Here is a 19,626-nt window from a genome sequence, read left to right on the forward strand (position 1 = left end):
AACTAAGTCCACTTTCATTAACGTAACTTTTATCTGCGGATCTGTTCAATCCCTGACCGATTCACTCACTCACGAGAATTCACCATGGCGAATCAAGGTGTCATTCGTCCGGCCACCCCGGCGGACTACCCGGCGCTCTACCGCATCTGCCTGGAAACAGCCGATGCAGGTGGCGATGCCCGCGCGCTCTATTCCGATCCTGACTATCCCGGCCAGCGTTTTGCTGTGCCTTATGCGCGTTTCGCGCCTGACTTTGCTTTTGTGCTGGAGCGGGACGGTGAGGTGCAGGGTTATGTGGTCGCCGCGCCCGATACCCGCGCGTTTGAAGCGCAGCTACAGGCCGAATGGTGGCCGCAGCTGCAGGAGAAATATCGTGATCGCAGCGCCAGCGCGCCGCTCGACAGCAAAGTGCTCGACTCAATACGCCATCCTGACCAGGCCGCTGACATGCTGGTGACGCAGTGGCCCGCTCATCTGCATATCAACCTGCTGCCGGCGGCACAGAAAGGCGGCTGGGGTCGCCGGATGATTGAGCATGAGCTGGCGGCACTGCGCACTGCCGGTGTCAGCGGTGTCCATCTTGGCGTCAGCCTGCAGAATGAGCAGGTCTGCGCCTTTTATCAGCGCATGGGGTTCACCCCAATCCTGCGCAGCAATGCCATCTACATGGGCCAGTTACTCTGAGTGAGGTAGCCGATGACCAGCCTGCGCTTGCAGAATGTGAAGAAGTCTTATGAACACGTTAATGTCATTCATGGCATCGATCTGACGATCAACAGCGGCGAATTTGTGGTGTTTGTCGGGCCATCCGGCTGCGGCAAATCGACACTGCTGCGGATGATCGCCGGGCTGGAGGAGATCAGCAGCGGTCAGTTGCTGATTGAGGAGCAGGACATGACGCAGCAGCCCGCCACCGAGCGCGGCATTGCTATGGTGTTTCAGTCTTATGCGCTCTACCCCAACATGACGGTGCGCGGCAACCTGGCCTATCCGCTTGAGGTAATGAAAAAGTCCAAAGCGGAGATCAACGAGGCGATTGCCCGGACGGCCGCCCGCCTGCATCTCACCGAACTGCTCGACCGCCTGCCGCGCGCGCTCTCTGGCGGACAACGGCAGCGCGTGGCGATTGGCCGGGCAATTATCCGTCATCCGCGTATCTTCCTGTTCGATGAGCCGCTCTCTAACCTCGATGCCGAGCTGCGTTTGCAGATGCGGATTGAGATTGCGCGGCTGCACGCCTCGCTCGGCAATACCATGATTTATGTCACCCACGATCAGCTGGAAGCGATGACGCTGGCTGACCGCATCGTCGTGCTGCGTCAGGGCCGCATTGAGCAGGTCGGCGCACCGCTGACACTCTATCACGACCCGGATAACCTGTTTGTCGCCGGCTTTATCGGCTCGCCAAAAATGAACTTCCTGCGGGCGGAAATCAGCGCCACGGGCAAGGGTGAAGTGCAGCTGCGGGTGCCGGAACTGAAGATTGAGGGGCTGGTGCTGAAAATCGCCGCCGACTGCCGCGAGGGGCAAACCGTGACGCTGGGAATTCGTCCCGAGCATTTCCAGCCTGCCGCGCAGACGCCGGAGGCATTGCGCTTTCACGGCGAGCTGGCCTATGGCGAAATGCTGGGCCACACCAACTATCTCTACCTGGATATCGGGCGTGAAGAGATGCTGGTGGTGGAAGAGCGTGAAGCAACCACGCGCGATCTGGGAACCCAGGTTGAACTGGGCTTTTCTGCCGCACACTGCCTGCTGTTTGATGATCAGGGGATGCGCCTGCGCTAAGGGAAGCGCGGAAACAAAAACGGGCGCCGTGGCGCCCGTTTTTATTCGAGGGATAACTCAGGTAACCGGCTCTTCATCGGCCTGCGCCGCCAGCAGATCAAGCAGCCGGTTGACAGCAAAACCCGCCGCGCCCAGCGCCCACATGCGGTTCGATTCAGTCAGGAACTGCAGCGGCGTCATGTGCGGCGTCAGTTTAAGCCGGTAGGCCTGGAAGCTCTGGGTGATGTGATCGAGCAGAATGCGTGACGCCATGTGCGGCTCCATCGCCAGATAAACCACATCCGGATCGTAAGCCACCGACAGGTTCGCCAGTGAAATTCCCAGCTCGCGTCCTGCCTCTTCCAGCACCGCCAGCACCTCGGGCGTTGGCCGCTGATCCAGCGCCTGCAACGTGAGGCCTTCCACCGGTTCCTGCTCAGCAAGCCGTTGCAGAATGGCGCGCGATGAGGCGACATCTTCCAGCAGACGCAGTGAGCCGTCGCCCACCAGCCCGTTGCCAATCTCCCCCGCCTTGCCGTGACGACCGCGGTAGAGCTGACGATTCAGGATGATGCCCGCCCCGATCCCTTTGCCATAGGTGGCGATCACCGCCGACTGCGCGTTGCCCAGCTGACCAAATACCAGCGCCGCCATTGCCATGGCGTTGGCGTCATTCTCGATAAACACCGGCAGCGAGAAACGCTCTTCCAGCAGGCGCGCAATCGGGACGTTGTCCCAGTCGAGCACTTTGGAGCGGATACAGTAGCCGTTTTCGGCATCGACCAGTCCCGACAAGGCCAGGCCAATGGCGCCCACCCGCTTCTCCTCAACGCCGCGCAGGAATTTCGCCAGTGCATCGCCGAGCTGGCGCGGTGTCAGCGTGCCTTTCGGCATCTGCTGTTCGCCCAGCAGATTGCCGCTGAGATCGGTCATGACGATCAGGTTGCGTTCTGCATTGAGCTGAATGCCAATCACGCTGGCGCGATCGGGATTGAGCCCAAGCAACGTTTTTGGCCGCCCCATCGACACGCGACGCAGCCCCAGCTCCTGCACGATTTCCTGCGCCAGCAGGCGATTAGTCGCCTGCGACACGGTCGACATGCTCAGTCCGCTACGAACTTTCAGGTCTGACTGGCTGATCGGCGCATTTTCAACAATCAACCGCAGAATGCGCGCGGTTACGTTGGGAGCGGTCATAAATTCCTCGGGTTATCCGGCTGAGGATGCTCAGCCAGCTTCAGATCGGTAATCGGGCAGGCGTCAGCTGCTGCGCCAGTATCAGCGCCCCGCTCAGGGCATCGCCCTGCGGCGTCACCAGCCGGGCCTGAATATCGTCATCCAGCCAGCGCTGAATCGGCGTGGCCAGTCCCCCCATCAGCGCCACGGGACCGCTGCTCAGGGCAGTCAGACGGCGGACCATCAGGCCGATATCGGCTGCGGTCTGATGCAGCAGATCCTGTGCATGACCATCGCCCGCGTCGGCGGCCGCAAAAATCTGTGGCACCACGCGGGCCCAGTCTGCAGGCGTCGCTGAGCGCGTCCAGAGCAGCATGGTTTCCGGACTGTGGTCGAACTGCGCCATCAGCTGCCGGGTAAGAGCGCTCGGGGTAATAATCGCTTCATGGGCCAGCAGCGCCAGCCGCAGCGCACGACGGCCCAGCTCAGCGCCCGATCCCTGGTCAGACAAGGCAAAGCCCCAGCCGCCAAGCAGCGTAAACTGATCGCCATCCCACGCGGCTCCCTGACTGCCGGTACCGATAATAAAGACGGCGCCAGGTGCGCCGCCATGGGCGCCCGCACAGGCGATCTCCACATCGCTGACCACCTGTAACGCCGCGCAGGCAGGTTGCCAGCTGGCGAGCCGCGCCTGTACCGAGGTGACATTCGCACCGGCTAATCCGGCCACCAGCGCGGTTTGCGCCAGCGCCTCCGGGGCTAATCCCGCCTGTGACAATATCCGTTCGATCAGCTGCCCGACGCAGGTCAGTGCCGCGTCATAGTCTGACCAGACGTTGGCAGGCCCGCCGGTGGCTTCCGCCAGCATGCGACCCTGCAGGTCGGTTAACCGCGCGCGACACTGTGTACCGCCGCCATCAATGCCCAGAAGATAGTGTGGTTGCACGCGCTTCCTTCCCTGATTAAGGGTTATAGCCATAATGAGCGAACGATAGGATAAAAAAACTTAAATCGCAATAACAAATAAATATAGCAAAATCACATCTGAATTTTCTTCTTATTTTACATCATTATAACAAAAACCCCCTCGCAAAACGCGCAGTGCGTTATTGACATTAGTTTTTCTGTCGTAATAAGTTGGTGGTCAGATTATCAACAGGCGCGCCCGATCACAGGCGGGCTATGCATCATGCGATTTCAGGAGCAGGGGTTTAACATGAAAGTAGGCATTATCGGTCTCGGCTTTCGACTGTCCCACGTGATCAAAGAGTTCAGCAAAGCCGACGACGCCTTCTCGGTAGTGGGTTATTACGATCCGGCACCTGCCGGACTGCCTAATCTGCACAGCTTTGGTATCGCGCCCGGCCAGGCCTTTGCGTCAATCGATGCTCTGCTGGAACATGGCGGAATGGATGTCGTGCTGGTTGGCTCTCCCAACTTTCTACATCTGGAGCATGTGGGTCAGGCGCTGGCAGCGGGTTACACGGTGTTTACAGAAAAGCCGGTGGTGATCAATGAAGAGCAGACCATGGAGATGGCGAAGCTGGTGCGTCAGTATGGCGAAGCGCGCATTCTGGTCGGCCTGGTACTGCGCTATTCCCCGCTCTATCATGATTTGCTGGCGGCACGCGATGCGGGTCAGTTGGGTGAGATCACCTCGATTGAGGCGACAGAACATATCAAGCCTTATCACGGCGCATTCTTTCAGCGCGACTGGCGCCGTCTGGAGAAATATGCCGGCCCGTACATTCTGGAAAAATGCTGTCACGACATCGATCTCTATCAGGGCCTGTTGCAGGAGCGCCCGATCCGCGTCGCCAGCTTTGGTGGCCGGAAATCCTTTACTCCCGCTCATGCGCCGCAGGGAGCTATCACCGCTGACTCAGAACTTTATCACGTGAAGCCCAGCGGCTGGTCGAGCACCGATGCGGTGTTCGACAGCGATGCCGATATTGTCGACTACCAGACTGCCCTGATTGAGTACGAAGGCGGCGCGACGCTGGCCTTCCACGCCAATCTGAATGTGCCGGATGAGTTCCGCCGTTTCTGTGTCATGGGCACCGACGGCATGGCGGAAGGCGACTTCGTGCGCAACTACTTCCGCGTACACAACGCGCGCAGCGGCGAGAAAGAGGTCGATACCGCCTACAGCGGCAATGCGTATGATGGCCATTACGGCGCAGATGCGTTGATGGCTGAAGAGATCGTTAAACATATTAAACAGGGAACACCGCTGAAAGTTTCAGTAGTGGACGCGCTGGAAGCGGGCCTCACGGCAATTAAAATCGATGAGGCTCGTAAAACCCGCAGCGTAGTGGACATGCGTGAAAGCTGGCTAACATTTGACGCCAACCTGGGAAAAACCGGGGCCTGATGGCCCCAGCCTGCGGGTCGGCCTCCCCCTCTGACCCCAGGATTTTAATGGCAGTATGACTGGTAACTTCCTGTACTGGCCTTCGGGCCAGTGACAATATTGAGGTTGAGCTGGCTCGGGAAACCGTTGCCAGCGACAACTCAACCGCCCCTTCTCCAGCCCTCTTCTCCGAAGGCGTATTTGATTAAGCTGAAGGCAGCGCTTAATGAAGGTTTTTTTCATTCCGGGCGCAGACCGAGGGGCGCTGGCAGTGAAGGTATTCATACAGCAGCAGCATTCCTACCGGGTTATCCTCCAGATTTTCGAAATCAACGTGAGTTTTTTCCAGAAGATATTTTCTCAGGGCGCTAACCGGGATGTTTTTATGGGAAGCCAGCGCCCGGCACAGCTGCGCCACGATCTCGCACTTTACTGAATACGGCACATCAGGATTATAAATTTCCGGAATGGAGTGAGTCTGATTCATAACGGTACCCTCTATAAGCGCTTAAGCTGACTGAGGAGGCCACAGGCCTGCCGATGAGAGATAAGTTATAGCAAGGAACGCGTTTTCGTGTAAATCAGGAACGTTTGAAAGGCGTCACGGAGCTTTGCGCTCGTCCGGTTTGCGTCTCAGTCAGAGGCAACTTACATACTCACAGCGAATGGATGGCGCTTTTGCGTCTTTGCGCAAGGCATAGGCTCCCTGAGACTGCACTCAATTCTACAACCGCATCTTCCTCACCAACCTCGGTTGTTCAAACCGGATCCACCTCATTCTCCAGCTTCTGACGACGTCGCAGATGTGGAAACAACTTCATCCACAGCGCCACCACCACCAGCGTACCGATGCCGCCAATCGCCGCCGCCGGTGCCGCACCCATCCAGGCTGCCAGCAACCCAGACTCAAACTCGCCCAGCTGATTCGACGTATTAATGAAAATCGCGTTAACCGCATTCACCCGACCACGCATGGTATCTGGTGTATCCAGCTGCACCAGCGCACCCCGGATCACCATACTCACCATATCAAAGCCACCCAGCGCACAGAGCGCCACCAGCGACAGCCATAACTGCGTGGAAAGCGCGAACACCAGCGTCGCAACGCCAAAGCCCGCCACCGAGCCAAACATAATCATCCCGACATGCTTCTCCAGCTTGTGACGGCTCAGCCAGATGCCCACCAGCAATGCTCCCACCGACGGCGCGCCGCGCAACATCCCCAACCCCCACGGCCCGGTATGCAGAATATCTTTGGCAAAAATCGGCAGCAGCGCCGTTGCACCGCCCAAAAGCACCGCAAACAGATCGAGCGAAATTACCCCAAGTACATCTTTGCGCTCACGGATAAAGTGAATCCCGGCAAACAGATTCTTCATATTCATCGGCAGACGAGCCTGCACCGGGCGTTCATAACGCAGCAGACTCACCAGCGTCAGCGAAACCAGATAAAATAGCCCGGAAACGCCATACACCACATGCGGCCCGGCGACATAAAGCAGCCCGCCAATCGTCGGCCCGACGATAACCGCTGCCTGACCGCCCACGGAGTTCATCGCCATCGCACGCGCCAGAATCGAAGGCGGCACCAGCGACGGCAGCATCGAAGACATCGCAGGCCACTCCAGCGCTTTCGCCACCGCAATCATAAACACCAGCCCCCACAAGGCGGTCTTATCGGGGGTATGGAATAAGGTAAGCACCACTAATGCCAGCAGTGCGGCAAATTCCACCAGCTGACCCAACAGCACGATCCGCCGCCGGTCATATTGATCCGCCAGATGGCCCGCTGGCAGCGCCAGCAACACCGACGGCAGAAACTGCATTAAGCCAATCATCCCTAACGCCATCGCGCTGTTGGTCAGCGCATAGATCTGCCAGCTGATTGCGACCGAGAACATCTGAAAACCAAATGATGAGCAGGTACGCGCCACCCAGAAGGCGACAAATGTCCGATGTCGCCACAGCGACTCTTCCGCTGCCGATGCCATAAATCCCATGTCTTATCCCAAATCAGGTGAGGAAACCCGCGTCGTTGCGCGGTGTTATTGGTGTGGTGATTGTCGGCTTCACGATAGCAGACCGGATGCGAGCAGAAGGCCTGCGGCTTCAGCGCAGCCTCCCTGCGCGATAAGCAGCGTCCCTGTCCGGCCGAGGCGCGTCAGACCCCTCATGATTATTACCAGCCTATTGGTCCCGACTATTGAATATATTCCAGCACATCATCAGACGCCAAAGGAATTATCGTTTCTTTGCTAACAGGTTTATTTACTTTCTCAGGCAACAAAAGGATGATTTGGATTAAGCATGTGATCTATATTTATTCACGCGTTTAGAAAAATGCGACTTTTTATATGCTTAATTAACAACAAATCCTTTCTATTGAATTTCATAGAGATAATGAAAAACAGTTTATATAACCCCTATGTTACTGAACCAATCCATCACGTTAAGCGTAATGTCACTGGCATTTGTTATAGCGTGCCTTATCTTCAGCAAAACCAGGATAGCGGCAATATACTTAATACAAACAACATTATTTCATTACACAATCAAATTGCTACTGAAGCAGCATTAATGGTTGTGCCGGTGGAAGATATTCGATTACGGGGAATGATCGCGGTTCCGGATGCCTATACGCATTTACAAAATGCGCGTGTCCGGATTGGAATTAATTATTCCAGTCTGGCAGCACACAGTACGTCACTGCTTGAATTAACAAAGAAATTTGATTTCTGGCTTTATGATTTTGCGCCGCCGGGTGCAGACTGGCGACTGCTGGAATCTTTTCCTTTTTCAGGAATTGTTTTAACCGAATCTTTCTTTAATGATAATTATGAGAAGTTTACCTTTCCCTTTTTTATGGCGACGTTTCGTGAAAAAGGGGCAGAGGTAATCGTACGAAGTCATACGCCGCCCTTAACCGCTGAGCAGTTTGCTGAGATAAATATCAGCGGCTGGCAACAGCAACGCTCGGACGGCGATCTTATTAGCTGCTGATTCACAAATCCTGCCTTCCGGCGTTAAGGGCACACGGCGGTGCGCTTAACGTCCTTTAATCCCCCATAAAATGTCGTTTTATTCCAGTTGTTAAGCGGTTTAAGCCAAAAAAATCAAACCTCGATCTGATTTTGCTATAACATTTAACACAAAGGGATCGTCTGTCTTAACGGAAGAGATACTTCAGAACACCCTAATCATTTGTACTTGATAACTGGAAACAGCCTATCTGGTTGTTTTCGTGTGTTTTATGGCAACGAAACGAGGTCGATATTATGGGGAAAAACTCCTCATCTTTTGGCGTAATTCGTTTCCTGACGGTGCTGTTCGCAGTGCTGACGGGCGCGTTTATGCTGATTGGCGGTGGCTGGTTAGCCGCCATTGGTGGTTCCTGGTATTACGTTTTTGGCGGTGTGGTGATGCTTATCACCGCTTATCTGCTTTCCCGTCGTAAAAGCACTGCGCTGGTTCTCTATGCGCTGCTGCTGATCGGCACCCTGATCTGGGGTGTATGGGAAGTGGGCACCGACTTCTGGGCACTGGCACCACGCACCGATGTGCTGGTGATCTTCGGTGTCTGGCTGATCCTGCCGTTTGTCTATCGCAGCTTTAATGCGGGCAGCAAAGCCGCGCTGGGTACCATGGCTGTGGCGCTGATTGCCAGTGCCATTGTGCTGGCCTATGCGGTATTCAACGATCCGCAGGTCATCAACGGGTCAGTACCAGAAACCGCTGACAACGCCCCGCAGGCTGCGCCGCTGAGCAACATCCCGGACGCTGACTGGCCCGCTTATGCGCGTGATCAGCAGGGAACCCGTTTCTCTCCGCTGAAGCAGATTAATCACCAGAACGTGAAAGAGTTGCAGGTTGCCTGGCAGTTCCAGACTGGTGACATGAAAACTCCTAACGATCCGGGTGAAATTACCGACGAAGTCACGCCGATTAAAATCCGCGACACGCTTTACCTCTGTTCGCCACACCAGATCCTGTTTGCACTGGATGCGGCCACCGGTAAGCAGAAGTGGAAATTTGATCCGGGCATGAAGGTCAACCCGACCTTCCAGCACGTGACCTGTCGCGGTGTTTCTTACCATGAAGTGCCGGCAGGCGCCGATGCAGCGAACACTCAGCCTGCGCTGTGTTCACGTCGTATCTATCTGCCGGTCAACGATGGTCGTCTGTTTGCACTGGACGCAGAGACCGGCGAACGCTGCCCGGCATTTGGCGTCAACGGCGAGCTGGATCTGCAACACAAACAGCCTGTCACCACTGCGGGTCAGTATGAGCCGACCTCACCGCCGGTGATTACTAACACCACCATCGTGATGGCGGGTGCGGTTACCGATAACTACTCAACCCGCGAGCCGTCAGGCGTGATTCGTGGCTTTGATGTGAATACTGGCAAACTGCTGTGGGTGTTTGATCCAGGCGCAAAAGATCCTAATGCCATACCGGCTGATGAACACACCTTCACCATGAACTCTCCGAACTCATGGGCACCGGCAGTTTACGATCCGAAACTGGATACCGTTTACCTGCCGATGGGCGTGAGCACACCGGATATCTGGGGCGGTAACCGCACACCAGAGCAGGAGCGTTATGCGAGCAGCGTGCTGGCCCTGAACGCCACCACCGGTAAGCTGGTCTGGTCTTATCAGACTGTGCATCACGATCTGTGGGATATGGATCTGCCGTCGCAGCCTACGCTGGCTGACATCACCGACAAAGATGGCAACACCGTACCGGTTGTCTACGCGCCAGCGAAAACCGGCAACATCTTTGTACTGGATCGCCGTACCGGCAAGCCAGTCGTGCCTGCGCCAGAAACGCCAGTGCCACAGGGTGCTGCTAAAGGCGATCACGTTGCCGCCACTCAGCCCTACTCTGAGCTGACCTTCCGTCCGAAACAGAATCTCACGGACAAGGATATGTGGGGCGCAACGATGTTTGACCAACTGGTGTGCCGCGTGATCTTCAAGCGCCTGCGCTATGAAGGTCCGTTCACCCCGCCATCTGAGCAGGGTACGCTGGTGTTCCCGGGTAACCTCGGTATGTTCGAATGGGGCGGCATCGCAGTCGATCCTCATCGTCAGATCGCGATTGCTAACCCAATGGCGCTGCCGTTTGTCTCTAAGCTGATTCCACGTGGCCCAGGCAACCCGATTGAGCCGCCGAAAGGCGCTGAAGGTGGTTCAGGTACCGAAACCGGTATTCAGCCTCAGTATGGCGTGCCGTATGGCGTCGAGCTGAACCCGTTCCTGTCACCGTTTGGTCTGCCATGCAAACAGCCTGCCTGGGGTTACATCTCCGCGGTGGATCTGAAGACCAACAACGTGGTGTGGAAACAGCGTATCGGTACCGTTCGCGATAGCGCACCGGTTCCGCTGCCGTTCAAAATGGGTATGCCGATGCTGGGTGGTCCTATCACCACCGCAGGTAAGGTGTTCTTCATTGGTGCGACCGCAGATAACTACCTGCGTGCTTTCAGCACTGATACCGGCGAACTGTTATGGCAGGCACGTCTGCCAGCAGGCGGCCAGGCGACACCAATGACCTATGAAGTGGATGGCAAGCAGTACGTTGTCATCGCGGCAGGGGGTCACGGCTCGTTTGGTACCAGGCTGGGCGATTATGTGATTGCCTACGCGCTGCCAGACCAGAAGTAATTCACGCAGCTGTGAATAAACTAAGGCGGACTCCGGTCCGCCTTTTTTGATCGCACTACTTTTTCATGCCACGCCAGTTGAGCCAGGCGCAAAACAGCATCACCACGCAGGTTGCCAGAAACACCGGCCGCATCCCGAATGCACCGCCCACCAGCCCACCAAACAGCGGGCCGCTGACCTGGCCGATATATTGTGCCGATGTCGAATATCCCAGCATCCGCCCAACCTGAGAACCCGGCACGTTATGACGAATGATCGCCGTGATGCACGGCATCAACCCGCCCAGCGCCATCCCCATCAGAAAACGCAGCAGCACCAGTTGCCAGGCCGCCGTGATAAATGCCTGGGGAATCAGCAGCAGCCCGCTAACGACTAAACCGCCGGTCAGAACCCGCCAGTGCCCTACACGATCGGCCAGCCGACCCAGTCGTGGTGCCGCCAGGACCGTGCCCAGCGCCGCAGCGGACATCACCAGTCCGGCTATCAGGATGATCTGGTGGTCGCCCTGCACAAACTCGCCCACGTAAAGCGTAATAATCGGCTCAATCGACATGCTGGCGAAGATCAGCAACATGCCAGAGAGCCACATCAGCCTTATCAGGCTGTGATTAACCGGCCCGGCTTCAGGATGCGGTTGCTGGCTGGCGCGCGATGTAGCGGGAGCACGTGGCTGCTCTTTGAGTAAAAAGGTGGTGGCGAGGAAGGCGAGAAAAATCACGGCGCCGGTCAGCCAGAAAGTCTGACGAATCCCGATCAGTGGCGGTAACACACCGCCCAGCAGCGGCCCGACCACGTTGCCGGCCATAATGCCGGAGGATAATACCCCTAGCGCCCAGCCGGTCTGCGCTTTCGGCGTTTGTGCCGCCACCAGAATGGTCGATCCCGATGCGTAGCCGCCCAGCAGCCCCGCCAGCAGGCGCAGCGCCACCAGTTGCCACGGCGCGGTCGCCATGCCAATCAGCGACATCGCAATCGCCATCCCGAGACTGGCCCGAATCAGCATCAGCTTACGACCATAGCGGTCAGCCAGCCTGCCCCACAACGGCGCAGTCAGTGCGGCGCTGAAAAAGGTCGCGCCGAAGGCAAGGCCGGACCAGCGGGCAATAGCGGCAGGCTGCTCAACGCCGAGTTGCTGCACATAGAGCGGCAGGAACGGCAGCAGCAGCGTCATCGCCACGATAGTGGTAAAAGAGCCGACGACGCAGACCCCTAAGTTACGTCGCCAGTGCTGAAACTCTGCAGTTTCGGGTGACTGTTGCATGATGATATCCGGTGAGTAATCAGGGATACAGGCTAACCGGCGTAGCGGAGTAACAACAGTCGCGGCGGGATAGTTACTCTGTGGCGCTGATTGTTGTCAGTAGGCAACAATCAGCCTGTATTCAGCGCCGCAACCAGGGCATCGCACAGCAGCGTCACGGGCGACGCCGGTTCAGGCGTGTCGTGCAGCAGCAGATAACTTTGCAGACGATCCATCTGCCACTCCGGCAGCAGTTGCTGAATATCACCGCGCGCCATCGCCTCCTGGGCCATGTAGGAGGGCAGATAGGCGATGCCGCTCCCCGCCAGTGCCGCATTGAGCAGCGCCATACTGTTATTGGCGCGAAAACGGCTGCGTACATCCAGTGCCAGCCGCTGTTTATCACGGCGGAACGGCAGTGCGGCGGTGTGCGCCGGACCATGAAACAGCAGCAGGTCGTGCCGTGGCAGCATCTCAGGATGTGTGATAGCGGGTCGCTGCGCCAGGTAGGCGGGCGCGGCATAGAGCCCCCACTCGATTTCGCTCAGTACCCGAAAATTGCCCTGCTGTGGCGATCGGGATCGGATCACAATCGCCAGATCCGCCTGATCATCCAGCCGATCGTGACTGCGATCGGTCAGATCAAGATCGACATTGATATGCAGATGCCGACGCAGAAAGCGGTTAAGGACAGGGACTACGCACTGGCAGCCGAACGTAACGGGTGCCTGCAGCCTGACATGGCCGACGGGCTGCTGATGCACCTGCAGCACAAAGGCTTCGGCGCGCTGCACTTCGGCCAGCATCCGCACACAGTAGGGATAGTACGCCTGGCCCAGCTCGGTCAGCGCCAGCCGCCGGGTGGTACGTTGCAGCAGCCGGATACCGAGCCGCAGCTCCAGACGGGCGATCTCCCGGCTGACATGGGATTTGGACAAGCCGAGTGCGCGTGCCGCCTCACTGAAACTCTGTAATTCCACAACCCGTGCAAATACCAACATGGCGGTTAAATTCGCGCCGTTTTCCATGTTTCCCGACTCCGACAGTAAAGGGATGCTGGCAACAAACTAACACGTTCGGGCGGGGTCACTGTGGCTGATGGGCAAAAAAAGGCGAGGCGAAGAACAAGTGGAGAGAAGCGCAAAGCGCGGGCCGACCTTCCCGTCCGCAGGCTGTGACGGGAAGGTCTTATCAGGCATCAGCTGGCCATCGCCAGAGGGAATAGCAGCCGATCCGGCTCGACGCGACGCTGACGGCGCAACTGGCCAGGCGTCACCATAAAGTAGTTTTTAAACGTGCGGGTATAGGCCTGCTGGGTATCAAACCCATAGTTCATCGCCACCTGCAGTATCGCTTCGTTGCTGCTCAGCAACGTGAGCGCAGACTCGGTTAAACGGCGCTGACGGATATATTCTGCCAGTGAAAAGCCGGTATGCTGGCGAAACAGCCGTTGCAGATGCCAGCGCGAATAGCCCGAGCGGCGCGCCACCTCATCCAGATGCAGATCGTGTCCTAAGTTGTTCTCAATCCAGTCCAGCAAACTCCGAATAAACTCGCGCTGATTCATGGTTCCTCCTGTTGATGCTGATGTGCAGTGGAGCCACTCTACCCGCTAAAATTTATCCCTTAATTAGCAGAAAATTAGCGCAGAATTAGCAACGGCTGAAACGGAGGCGGGATCGCGCGGCCAGCGGGGCTTTAGTGTGAAAGTTCGTGAAGAGATTGCTGCTGAAAAAAGGCAGAAGATAAAAACGCTGAGTCAGACAAATTTATTTCTGCATCATAAGTGACGGGGGCATTCAGCCCTGTCAGGCGTCAACATGTTTGAGATATCACTGATATTCCTGAGCCAGAAAATCAACGCCTTCCTTTCGGGTAACATAATCAACATCAATTGAGGTTATGGATGTTACATCAGGCTGATCAGGATAAAGATGCAGGTAGGTCAGATACCAGTACATAACAGCCTGACCGCCTACAGTAATAACCGGTGACGGAAGTTGTCCGGCGTTATCAATAAGATAACGGTTGAGTTTAAGGATCTGTTCTTCTGGAGGAATAGCGTGCAATGTCATAAAAAAAGCCCACCTGCATGATGAGCTTATTTTACTACCTGACTGATTTCAGCACGGCGTGACATCAGAAAAATGCGAGGCTGCGTCCACTTTTTGCAGGCACAATACCCTGAGGACGTTTTTCAAGCACGCGGCCCGGAGCCTGACCATTTCGGACGGCTTCAACACGATCCTGATACTCGCGCTGATGTCTGATTTTTGCTTCCTGGGCTGACATACTATTCACCGCTGAAATGTCTGGCATTAATCTGTTGCTCAAATATACGTCACCCCATTTACGCTTGCAATCGCTGGCATCTCAATGGATATGGATGGGGACATCAGGCCACCTGACTCCTCCATAAAATACCGGTGACGGCGGTCCGCGAAATAATTCGTGCTGTGGCAAGGCGGCAACTGCGCGAGTCCCCGGGAGCTGACATAAGTCAGTGACTGGGGTGAGAAAAAGCAGCCAACGCCGCTACAGCGCGAAGTATGACGGCAGTAGTCCGCCAAAATAATCCGTGCTGTGGCAAGGCGACAACTGCGCGAGTCCCCAGGAGCTGACATAAGTCAGTGACTGGGGTGAGCAAAAGCAGCCAACGCCGCCACAGTGCGAAGTATGACGGCGGATAATTCTGGCCTAACAATTGGTGAGTAAACTCCCCTCATCTTTCTGAAGGAGATCAGCCATGCGCGTGTTACTGGTTGAAGATGATGAAATGATCGGCGCGAACCTGCAGCAGGCACTGGAGGGCGCGGGCTGGTCGGTGGATTGGGTGCGTGATGGCATCTATGCCCAGAATGCCTGGAGCGAAGGCGGCTACAGCTGCGTGCTGCTCGATCTCGGCTTACCGCGCGATGATGGCCTGCAGGTACTGCGCCGGGCGCGCGGGCGCGGCGACGCCACGCCGGTGCTGATTCTTACCGCACGCGACACGGTGGCGCAGCGGATTCAGGGACTCGACAGCGGCGCAGACGACTACCTGCTTAAACCGTTCGATTTACAGGAAGTTATGGCCCGGATGCGCGCGATTACCCGACGTAGTCACGGCGCAGCAGACTCGGTGCTGGGCAGCGGCGATGTGCAGCTGGATATGATGACCCGCGAAGTGCTCTACAAAGGACAGCGCGAGCAGCTTACGGCGCGCGAATATGCCCTGCTCTACGCCCTGCTGGAACGGCCAGGCGCTATTCTGTCGCGCGAGCAGCTGGAAAATCGCATCTATGGCTGGGGCGATGAAGTCAGCAGCAACGCGGTGGATGTCCTGATCCACGGGATGCGCCGCAAGCTGGATAACGACGTGATCCGCAATGTGCGCGGGCTGGGCTGGCGGGTACCGGCAATATGAAACCCTTCACCTCTATGCGTTCATTACGCAACAAATTACTCTCTACGCTGCTGATTATTCATCTGCTGATGATCGGTGGCGTCACCTGGTATTTCTTCAGCTGCTATGGCGATATGGTTGGCACCATGAAGGACGATCAGCTGGCAAAAATCGCTGATGCCTGGTCCACTAATAAACAGATGCCCGCCCTGATGCCGATGCTTATTGCGCCTGACAAGGCGAAGAGCGCCTTTGTGGTGCAACTGTGGGACGATCGGGGTCAGTTACGAGCCAGCTCATGGCCGGAGCTGCAGGCTCCGCTGCAAAATCAACGGGGCTATCGCGACGTACATGTGGGTCAGTGCGACGACTGCGAATGGCGCATCTATACCCGGCCCGGCTTACCTGGCAGCGAGATCAAAACTATCCAGGTGATGCACAACCTCAGCTACATGAAGGCATTGATGGTCAAGCGGGCGCTGTCAGCGATCATTCCATTGATCCTGATGATGCCGCTTTCACTGCTGGTGATCTGGCTGGTGGTGCGCAAGATCACCCGGGATCTGCAGGTCGCTTCGCGTCAGATTGCCGCGCAGGAGACGCACCATCCGCACAATGTCTCACCCGAAGGCTTGCCGGATGAGATCCTGCCGCTGGTGGCCGCCTACAACTCGCTGCTGAGTAAGCTGCGTGAGGCCTGGTCGTCGCAGCGTCAGTTCCTGGAAGATGCGGCGCATGAGCTGCGCACGCCGGTAACAGCGGTGACCTTGCAGCTGGAAAACCTGCGTCAGCACATCCAGCCAGGCGAAGCGAGCCGGCAGTTCAGCCAGCTGGAAGCGGGCGTCACACGCACCCGTCATCTGGTCACGCAGTTACTTAATGTCTCGCGTCAGGATGACCAGAGCGTGGTCGCCAGCGTCGAGCATATCGAACTGGACGATCTGCTGAAAGAGAGCATTGAGCAGCTGATGGTGGTGGCAGATAAACGCGGCATCGATATCGGCTTTAATGGCTCCACGCAGTATCGTCTGCAGGCCAGCCGTTCCGAGCTGCGCAGCCTGTTCGATAACCTGATTGGTAACGCCATGTTGCACACGCCGGAGGGCAGCCTGGTCGATGTGCTGCTGCATCGGGTCGCAGGTAAAACAGTGGTCGATATTGTCGATAACGGGCCAGGCATGCCGGAATCCTTTATCGAACGCGCGTTTGACCGTTTTACCCGTTCGCCTGACGTTAAAGCCCAGGGCAGCGGACTGGGATTATCCATTGTGCGCAACGTCGCACAGAAGCATCAGATTCACGTCGCCCTTTCCAATTGCCTGACGCCACAGGGTGCCATTTGTGGTTTGCAGGTTCGCGTCACCCTTCCCTGATCCCGCCCGTTTGATCACGAACCAGACAACGTAAACGGTTGCCTGGTTCCGTTCGATCCTGGTCATTATTGTGAAGCACATCACATTTTAGCTGAATTGTAATGCAACACTTTTTGACAAACGTGAGCAAAATCTATTTTCTATCGATCTGTTACAGGCACGCTACGCGGGCTGAAGAACTGGCTGTTATTTGCTGTGAAACCCTCATTCCCATCAAGGGACCGATTTCTCTCTGACTGCGTCTGCTGTGCGGCGGTCAAAAGCATGTGGCTGATAATAATGAAATTTAAAACGTTGATAGCAGGTGCCGTGCTGGCATGTTCATTGAGTGGTGCTGCGCAGGCCGCTGAAAGCGATCCGCAGTATGTCTCCGACTGGTGGCATCAGAGCGTTAACGTGGTAGGCAGCTACCACACCCGTTTCGGACCGCAGTTTAATAACGACGTTTATCTGGAATATGAAGCGTTTGCGAAGAAGGACTGGTTCGATTTTTATGGCTACCTCGACCTGACCAACTTCTTCGGCGCAGGCAACAGCAACGCCAACGGCATTTTTGATCACGGTTCACCGATGTTTATGGAGATTGAGCCGCGCTTCTCTATCGACAAACTGACCGGCACCAGCCTGGCGTTTGGTCCGTTCAAAGAGTGGTATTTCGCTAACAACTACATCTACGACATGGGCCGCAACAGCGATAGCCGCCAGAACACCTGGTATATGGGTCTGGGCACCGATATCGATACGCACAGTGATGTCGGTCTGTCGCTGAACGTCTACGCCAAATATCAGTGGGAAAACTACGGTGCGGCGAATGAAAACAGCTGGGATGGCTATCGCTTCAAGGTGAAATACTTCGTGCCAATCACCACGCTGTGGGGCGGTAACCTGGGCTATGTGGGCTTCACCAACTTCGACTGGGGTTCCGATCTCCGCGATAAAGGCGGTTCATCACGCACCAGCAACTCCATCGCCTCCAGCCACATTCTGTCACTGGGTTACGATCACTGGCACTTCTCTGCGGTAGCGCGTTACTTCCACAACGGCGGACAGTGGGCGGATGGACAGGAACAGAATTTTGGCAACGGGCCGTTTGAAGTGAAATCGACTGGCTGGGGTTACTACCTGGTGGCGGGTTATAACTTCTGATTACGTGCGGCGGCCTGCATAGCGCCGCCGCGCTTTAATCCGGGCAGTTGCCATTAATTAATACGGCGCCGCAAATTGCGACGCCGACTGGCCCGATTATTCCTGCGGCTTCTCGACATTGATGCGCCACGGAATGTTGAACTTATCAATGAACATCGCGAATCCGTTCGACCAGAACGTCTCCTGCCACTCAGTTGTCACCTTGCCGCCTGCCGACAGTTTCTCAAACCAGGCTTTACCCTTTTCGACATCGGTAGTTGAGAGACTGACCGCGTAACCGGCATGCTCAGACGCTGGCGGCTGATCGGTGTTGCCATCGCTCAGCATCAGCTCACCATCACCAATACGCAGCTGGGCATGCATGATTTTTTCTGGCGGCTGCGGCGCGGCAGACTGATCGCCGACCTGCTCTCCCTGATCCGGCATATCACCGAATTTCATTTTAGAGAGCAACTCTCCCCCGGTCGCCTGCAGGTAAAAGTCGATAGCCTCTTCGCAGCGGCCATAGAGAAACAGATAAGGACTGACTTGCATCGTAACCTCTATATTTGTCGGGTGGATTTTTTTCAGTACCTTAACAGTGTAGACGATCGACTTTACTCGCTGATTTTACTGGCAATAACGGCGAAAGAGTTGTGCCATATAACTGCTCATTGGGGTCAGCGTCGTGTCTTTGCGCTGGATCAGATAGAAGATCGCTTTCGGCAGGGGTTCGTCGAGCGTCAGCGCCACCAGCGACCGGCCCAGAATCGGGTCGTCAATGACGTCGACCGACAGAATACTGATGAAATCGCTTTGCGCCACAAGGCTGGTGCAGGCCATAAAGGTTTCACAGGTCACCACGATTTTGGGTGCCATGCCGCGTTCACCAAACAGATCGTGCAACAAGCGGTAGTAACTGCCTTTAGGCGTTGGCATCGTCCAGTCCGCCTGCTGTAACTCCGCCAGAGAACGCGCCTTTTCCAGCGGATGGCCTTTGCGCACCACTACCTTGTACTCGCGCTCCATCATCCGCTCATACATCAGCTCCTGATCGAGATGGCTCTGATCGTAGGTATTAATGGTGAAATCGAGCGCGCCCTGGCGCAATTCATGCACCATCGACACCAGTTGGCCTTCGACGATGCGCACCTTCACCAGCGGGTATTCGCGATGAAACTGGTTAATCACCTGCGGCATAATGGTGCGCGCCACGCTGCCACCGACGCCGATATTCACCTGACCGCCACCCAGTCCCAGCCGCTGCTGAATATCCTCTTCGGCGACCCGCAGCTCTGCCAGCACCAGGCTGGCATGCCGAAAAAAGTTATCACCGATATCGGTTAACACCACGCCCTGCTGACGGCGGATAAACAGCTTTGCCCCCAGCTCGCGCTCCAGTTCCTGAATCGCTTTGGTTAACGCCGGTTGTGACAGCCCGGAAAGACGGCTTGCCGCCCGGATACTGCCCTGTCGCGCCACGTCAACGAAGGCGCGCAGCTGATGGAGCTTGAGATTGGCAGACATAATTTTACGATAAC

The 19,626-nt window shown here is 56.4% G+C and carries 18 protein-coding genes; 9 read left to right on the forward strand and 9 right to left on the reverse strand.

Annotated elements, in window-relative coordinates; genetic code table 11:
• Positions 1-84 precede the first annotated feature (84 nt).
• Together LC417_RS10625 and LC417_RS10630 are read left to right on the forward strand one after the other, a co-directional pair.
• Positions 85-684 (forward strand): GNAT family N-acetyltransferase, encoded by a 600-nt coding sequence (locus LC417_RS10625; protein WP_223565813.1) that lies wholly within the window; start codon positions 85-87, stop codon positions 682-684.
• Positions 685-696: 12 nt separating this feature from the next.
• Positions 697-1,788, forward strand: coding sequence for an ABC transporter ATP-binding protein (locus tag LC417_RS10630; protein ID WP_157353499.1), 1,092 nt, complete (start codon positions 697-699; stop codon positions 1,786-1,788).
• Between the two features lie 57 nt (positions 1,789-1,845).
• Here LC417_RS10630 and LC417_RS10635 read toward each other — a convergent pair whose 3' ends face one another.
• Both LC417_RS10635 and LC417_RS10640 read right to left on the reverse strand, forming a co-directional pair.
• The gene (locus LC417_RS10635; RefSeq protein ID WP_010252050.1) at positions 1,846-2,964 is read right to left on the reverse strand and encodes an ROK family transcriptional regulator; all 1,119 of its coding nucleotides are present in this window, start codon (positions 2,962-2,964) and stop codon (positions 1,846-1,848) included.
• A 40-nt stretch (positions 2,965-3,004) separates the two neighbouring features.
• Positions 3,005-3,889 carry a BadF/BadG/BcrA/BcrD ATPase family protein gene (locus LC417_RS10640; protein WP_223565814.1) on the reverse strand — a complete coding sequence of 295 codons (885 nt, stop codon included), beginning with the start codon at positions 3,887-3,889 and terminating at the stop codon, positions 3,005-3,007.
• Between the two features lie 270 nt (positions 3,890-4,159).
• On the opposite strand from LC417_RS10640, the gene LC417_RS10645 reads away from it, so the two are divergent.
• Positions 4,160-5,317: a Gfo/Idh/MocA family protein gene (locus LC417_RS10645; RefSeq protein ID WP_010252054.1), complete on the forward strand. Its 1,158-nt coding sequence runs from the start codon at positions 4,160-4,162 to the stop codon at positions 5,315-5,317.
• 205 nt (positions 5,318-5,522) lie between these two features.
• A complete protein-coding gene (locus LC417_RS10650) occupies positions 5,523-5,732 on the forward strand; it encodes a hypothetical protein (protein ID WP_033780442.1) in 210 nt (69 codons plus the stop codon).
• Positions 5,733-6,054: 322 nt separating this feature from the next.
• Here LC417_RS10650 and LC417_RS10655 read toward each other — a convergent pair whose 3' ends face one another.
• Entirely contained in the window at positions 6,055-7,296 is a 1,242-nt protein-coding gene (locus LC417_RS10655; RefSeq protein ID WP_010252060.1) for an MFS transporter, read from the reverse strand.
• A gap of 400 nt (positions 7,297-7,696) precedes the next feature.
• On the opposite strand from LC417_RS10655, the gene LC417_RS10660 reads away from it, so the two are divergent.
• Together LC417_RS10660 and LC417_RS10665 are read left to right on the forward strand one after the other, a co-directional pair.
• Positions 7,697-8,296, forward strand: coding sequence for a hypothetical protein (locus LC417_RS10660; protein ID WP_029519503.1), 600 nt, complete (start codon positions 7,697-7,699; stop codon positions 8,294-8,296).
• A 275-nt stretch (positions 8,297-8,571) separates the two neighbouring features.
• Positions 8,572-10,962, forward strand: a complete 2,391-nt coding sequence (locus LC417_RS10665; protein ID WP_223565815.1) for a glucose/quinate/shikimate family membrane-bound PQQ-dependent dehydrogenase — start codon at positions 8,572-8,574, stop codon at positions 10,960-10,962.
• A gap of 55 nt (positions 10,963-11,017) precedes the next feature.
• Here LC417_RS10665 and LC417_RS10670 read toward each other — a convergent pair whose 3' ends face one another.
• The 4 genes from LC417_RS10670 to LC417_RS10685 form a co-directional block, all read right to left on the reverse strand.
• Positions 11,018-12,223 (reverse strand): MFS transporter, encoded by a 1,206-nt coding sequence (locus tag LC417_RS10670; protein WP_223565816.1) that lies wholly within the window; start codon positions 12,221-12,223, stop codon positions 11,018-11,020.
• Positions 12,224-12,333: 110 nt separating this feature from the next.
• Positions 12,334-13,230 (reverse strand): LysR family transcriptional regulator, encoded by an 897-nt coding sequence (locus LC417_RS10675; RefSeq protein ID WP_223565817.1) that lies wholly within the window; start codon positions 13,228-13,230, stop codon positions 12,334-12,336.
• Between the two features lie 170 nt (positions 13,231-13,400).
• Entirely contained in the window at positions 13,401-13,769 is a 369-nt protein-coding gene (locus LC417_RS10680) for a helix-turn-helix domain-containing protein (protein WP_009092546.1), read from the reverse strand.
• A gap of 265 nt (positions 13,770-14,034) precedes the next feature.
• Entirely contained in the window at positions 14,035-14,277 is a 243-nt protein-coding gene (locus LC417_RS10685; protein ID WP_223565818.1) for a hypothetical protein, read from the reverse strand.
• A gap of 671 nt (positions 14,278-14,948) precedes the next feature.
• On the opposite strand from LC417_RS10685, the gene LC417_RS10690 reads away from it, so the two are divergent.
• The 3 genes from LC417_RS10690 to LC417_RS10700 all read left to right on the forward strand — a co-directional run bounded on the left by LC417_RS10690 (position 14,949) and on the right by LC417_RS10700 (position 18,106).
• The gene (locus tag LC417_RS10690; RefSeq protein WP_010252086.1) at positions 14,949-15,608 is read left to right on the forward strand and encodes a response regulator; all 660 of its coding nucleotides are present in this window, start codon (positions 14,949-14,951) and stop codon (positions 15,606-15,608) included.
• Positions 15,605-16,960 carry a HAMP domain-containing sensor histidine kinase gene (locus LC417_RS10695; RefSeq protein ID WP_223565819.1) on the forward strand — a complete coding sequence of 452 codons (1,356 nt, stop codon included), beginning with the start codon at positions 15,605-15,607 and terminating at the stop codon, positions 16,958-16,960. The genes LC417_RS10690 and LC417_RS10695 overlap by 4 nt, the downstream gene beginning before the upstream one ends.
• 279 nt (positions 16,961-17,239) lie before the next feature.
• Positions 17,240-18,106, forward strand: a complete 867-nt coding sequence (locus LC417_RS10700) for a nucleoside-specific channel-forming protein Tsx (RefSeq protein WP_052271192.1) — start codon at positions 17,240-17,242, stop codon at positions 18,104-18,106.
• 96 nt (positions 18,107-18,202) lie between these two features.
• On the opposite strand, the gene yjdN is transcribed toward LC417_RS10700, so the two are convergent.
• Complete coding sequence (gene yjdN / locus LC417_RS10705; protein ID WP_010252091.1) at positions 18,203-18,640, reverse strand: VOC family metalloprotein YjdN; 438 nt, start codon at positions 18,638-18,640, stop codon at positions 18,203-18,205.
• A gap of 75 nt (positions 18,641-18,715) precedes the next feature.
• Positions 18,716-19,612 (reverse strand): LysR family transcriptional regulator, encoded by an 897-nt coding sequence (locus LC417_RS10710; RefSeq protein ID WP_010252093.1) that lies wholly within the window; start codon positions 19,610-19,612, stop codon positions 18,716-18,718.
• Between the last annotated feature and the right edge of the window lie 14 nt (positions 19,613-19,626).

Source organism: Pantoea sp. OVA07A, assembly GCF_019969975.1.
Lineage (GTDB): Bacteria > Pseudomonadota > Gammaproteobacteria > Enterobacterales > Enterobacteriaceae > Pantoea > Pantoea agglomerans.

What these genes read in the sequence shown, in the direction of transcription:
- LC417_RS10625 (WP_223565813.1), top strand. Translation starts at nt 85, where the DNA reads ATGGCGAATCAAGGTGTCATTCGTCCGGCCACCCCGGCGGACTACCCG.
- LC417_RS10675 (WP_223565817.1), bottom strand. Translation starts at nt 13,230, where the DNA reads ATGGAAAACGGCGCGAATTTAACCGCCATGTTGGTATTTGCACGGGTT.
- LC417_RS10645 (WP_010252054.1), top strand. Translation starts at nt 4,160, where the DNA reads ATGAAAGTAGGCATTATCGGTCTCGGCTTTCGACTGTCCCACGTGATC.
- LC417_RS10695 (WP_223565819.1), top strand. Translation starts at nt 15,605, where the DNA reads ATGAAACCCTTCACCTCTATGCGTTCATTACGCAACAAATTACTCTCT.
- LC417_RS10700 (WP_052271192.1), top strand. Translation starts at nt 17,240, where the DNA reads ATGAAATTTAAAACGTTGATAGCAGGTGCCGTGCTGGCATGTTCATTG.
- LC417_RS10690 (WP_010252086.1), top strand. Translation starts at nt 14,949, where the DNA reads ATGCGCGTGTTACTGGTTGAAGATGATGAAATGATCGGCGCGAACCTG.
- LC417_RS10655 (WP_010252060.1), bottom strand. Translation starts at nt 7,296, where the DNA reads ATGGGATTTATGGCATCGGCAGCGGAAGAGTCGCTGTGGCGACATCGG.
- LC417_RS10680 (WP_009092546.1), bottom strand. Translation starts at nt 13,769, where the DNA reads ATGAATCAGCGCGAGTTTATTCGGAGTTTGCTGGACTGGATTGAGAAC.
- LC417_RS10650 (WP_033780442.1), top strand. Translation starts at nt 5,523, where the DNA reads ATGAAGGTTTTTTTCATTCCGGGCGCAGACCGAGGGGCGCTGGCAGTG.
- LC417_RS10630 (WP_157353499.1), top strand. Translation starts at nt 697, where the DNA reads ATGACCAGCCTGCGCTTGCAGAATGTGAAGAAGTCTTATGAACACGTT.
- LC417_RS10635 (WP_010252050.1), bottom strand. Translation starts at nt 2,964, where the DNA reads ATGACCGCTCCCAACGTAACCGCGCGCATTCTGCGGTTGATTGTTGAA.
- LC417_RS10670 (WP_223565816.1), bottom strand. Translation starts at nt 12,223, where the DNA reads ATGCAACAGTCACCCGAAACTGCAGAGTTTCAGCACTGGCGACGTAAC.
- LC417_RS10665 (WP_223565815.1), top strand. Translation starts at nt 8,572, where the DNA reads ATGGGGAAAAACTCCTCATCTTTTGGCGTAATTCGTTTCCTGACGGTG.
- LC417_RS10660 (WP_029519503.1), top strand. Translation starts at nt 7,697, where the DNA reads ATGAAAAACAGTTTATATAACCCCTATGTTACTGAACCAATCCATCAC.
- LC417_RS10710 (WP_010252093.1), bottom strand. Translation starts at nt 19,612, where the DNA reads ATGTCTGCCAATCTCAAGCTCCATCAGCTGCGCGCCTTCGTTGACGTG.
- LC417_RS10685 (WP_223565818.1), bottom strand. Translation starts at nt 14,277, where the DNA reads ATGACATTGCACGCTATTCCTCCAGAAGAACAGATCCTTAAACTCAAC.
- yjdN (WP_010252091.1), bottom strand. Translation starts at nt 18,640, where the DNA reads ATGCAAGTCAGTCCTTATCTGTTTCTCTATGGCCGCTGCGAAGAGGCT.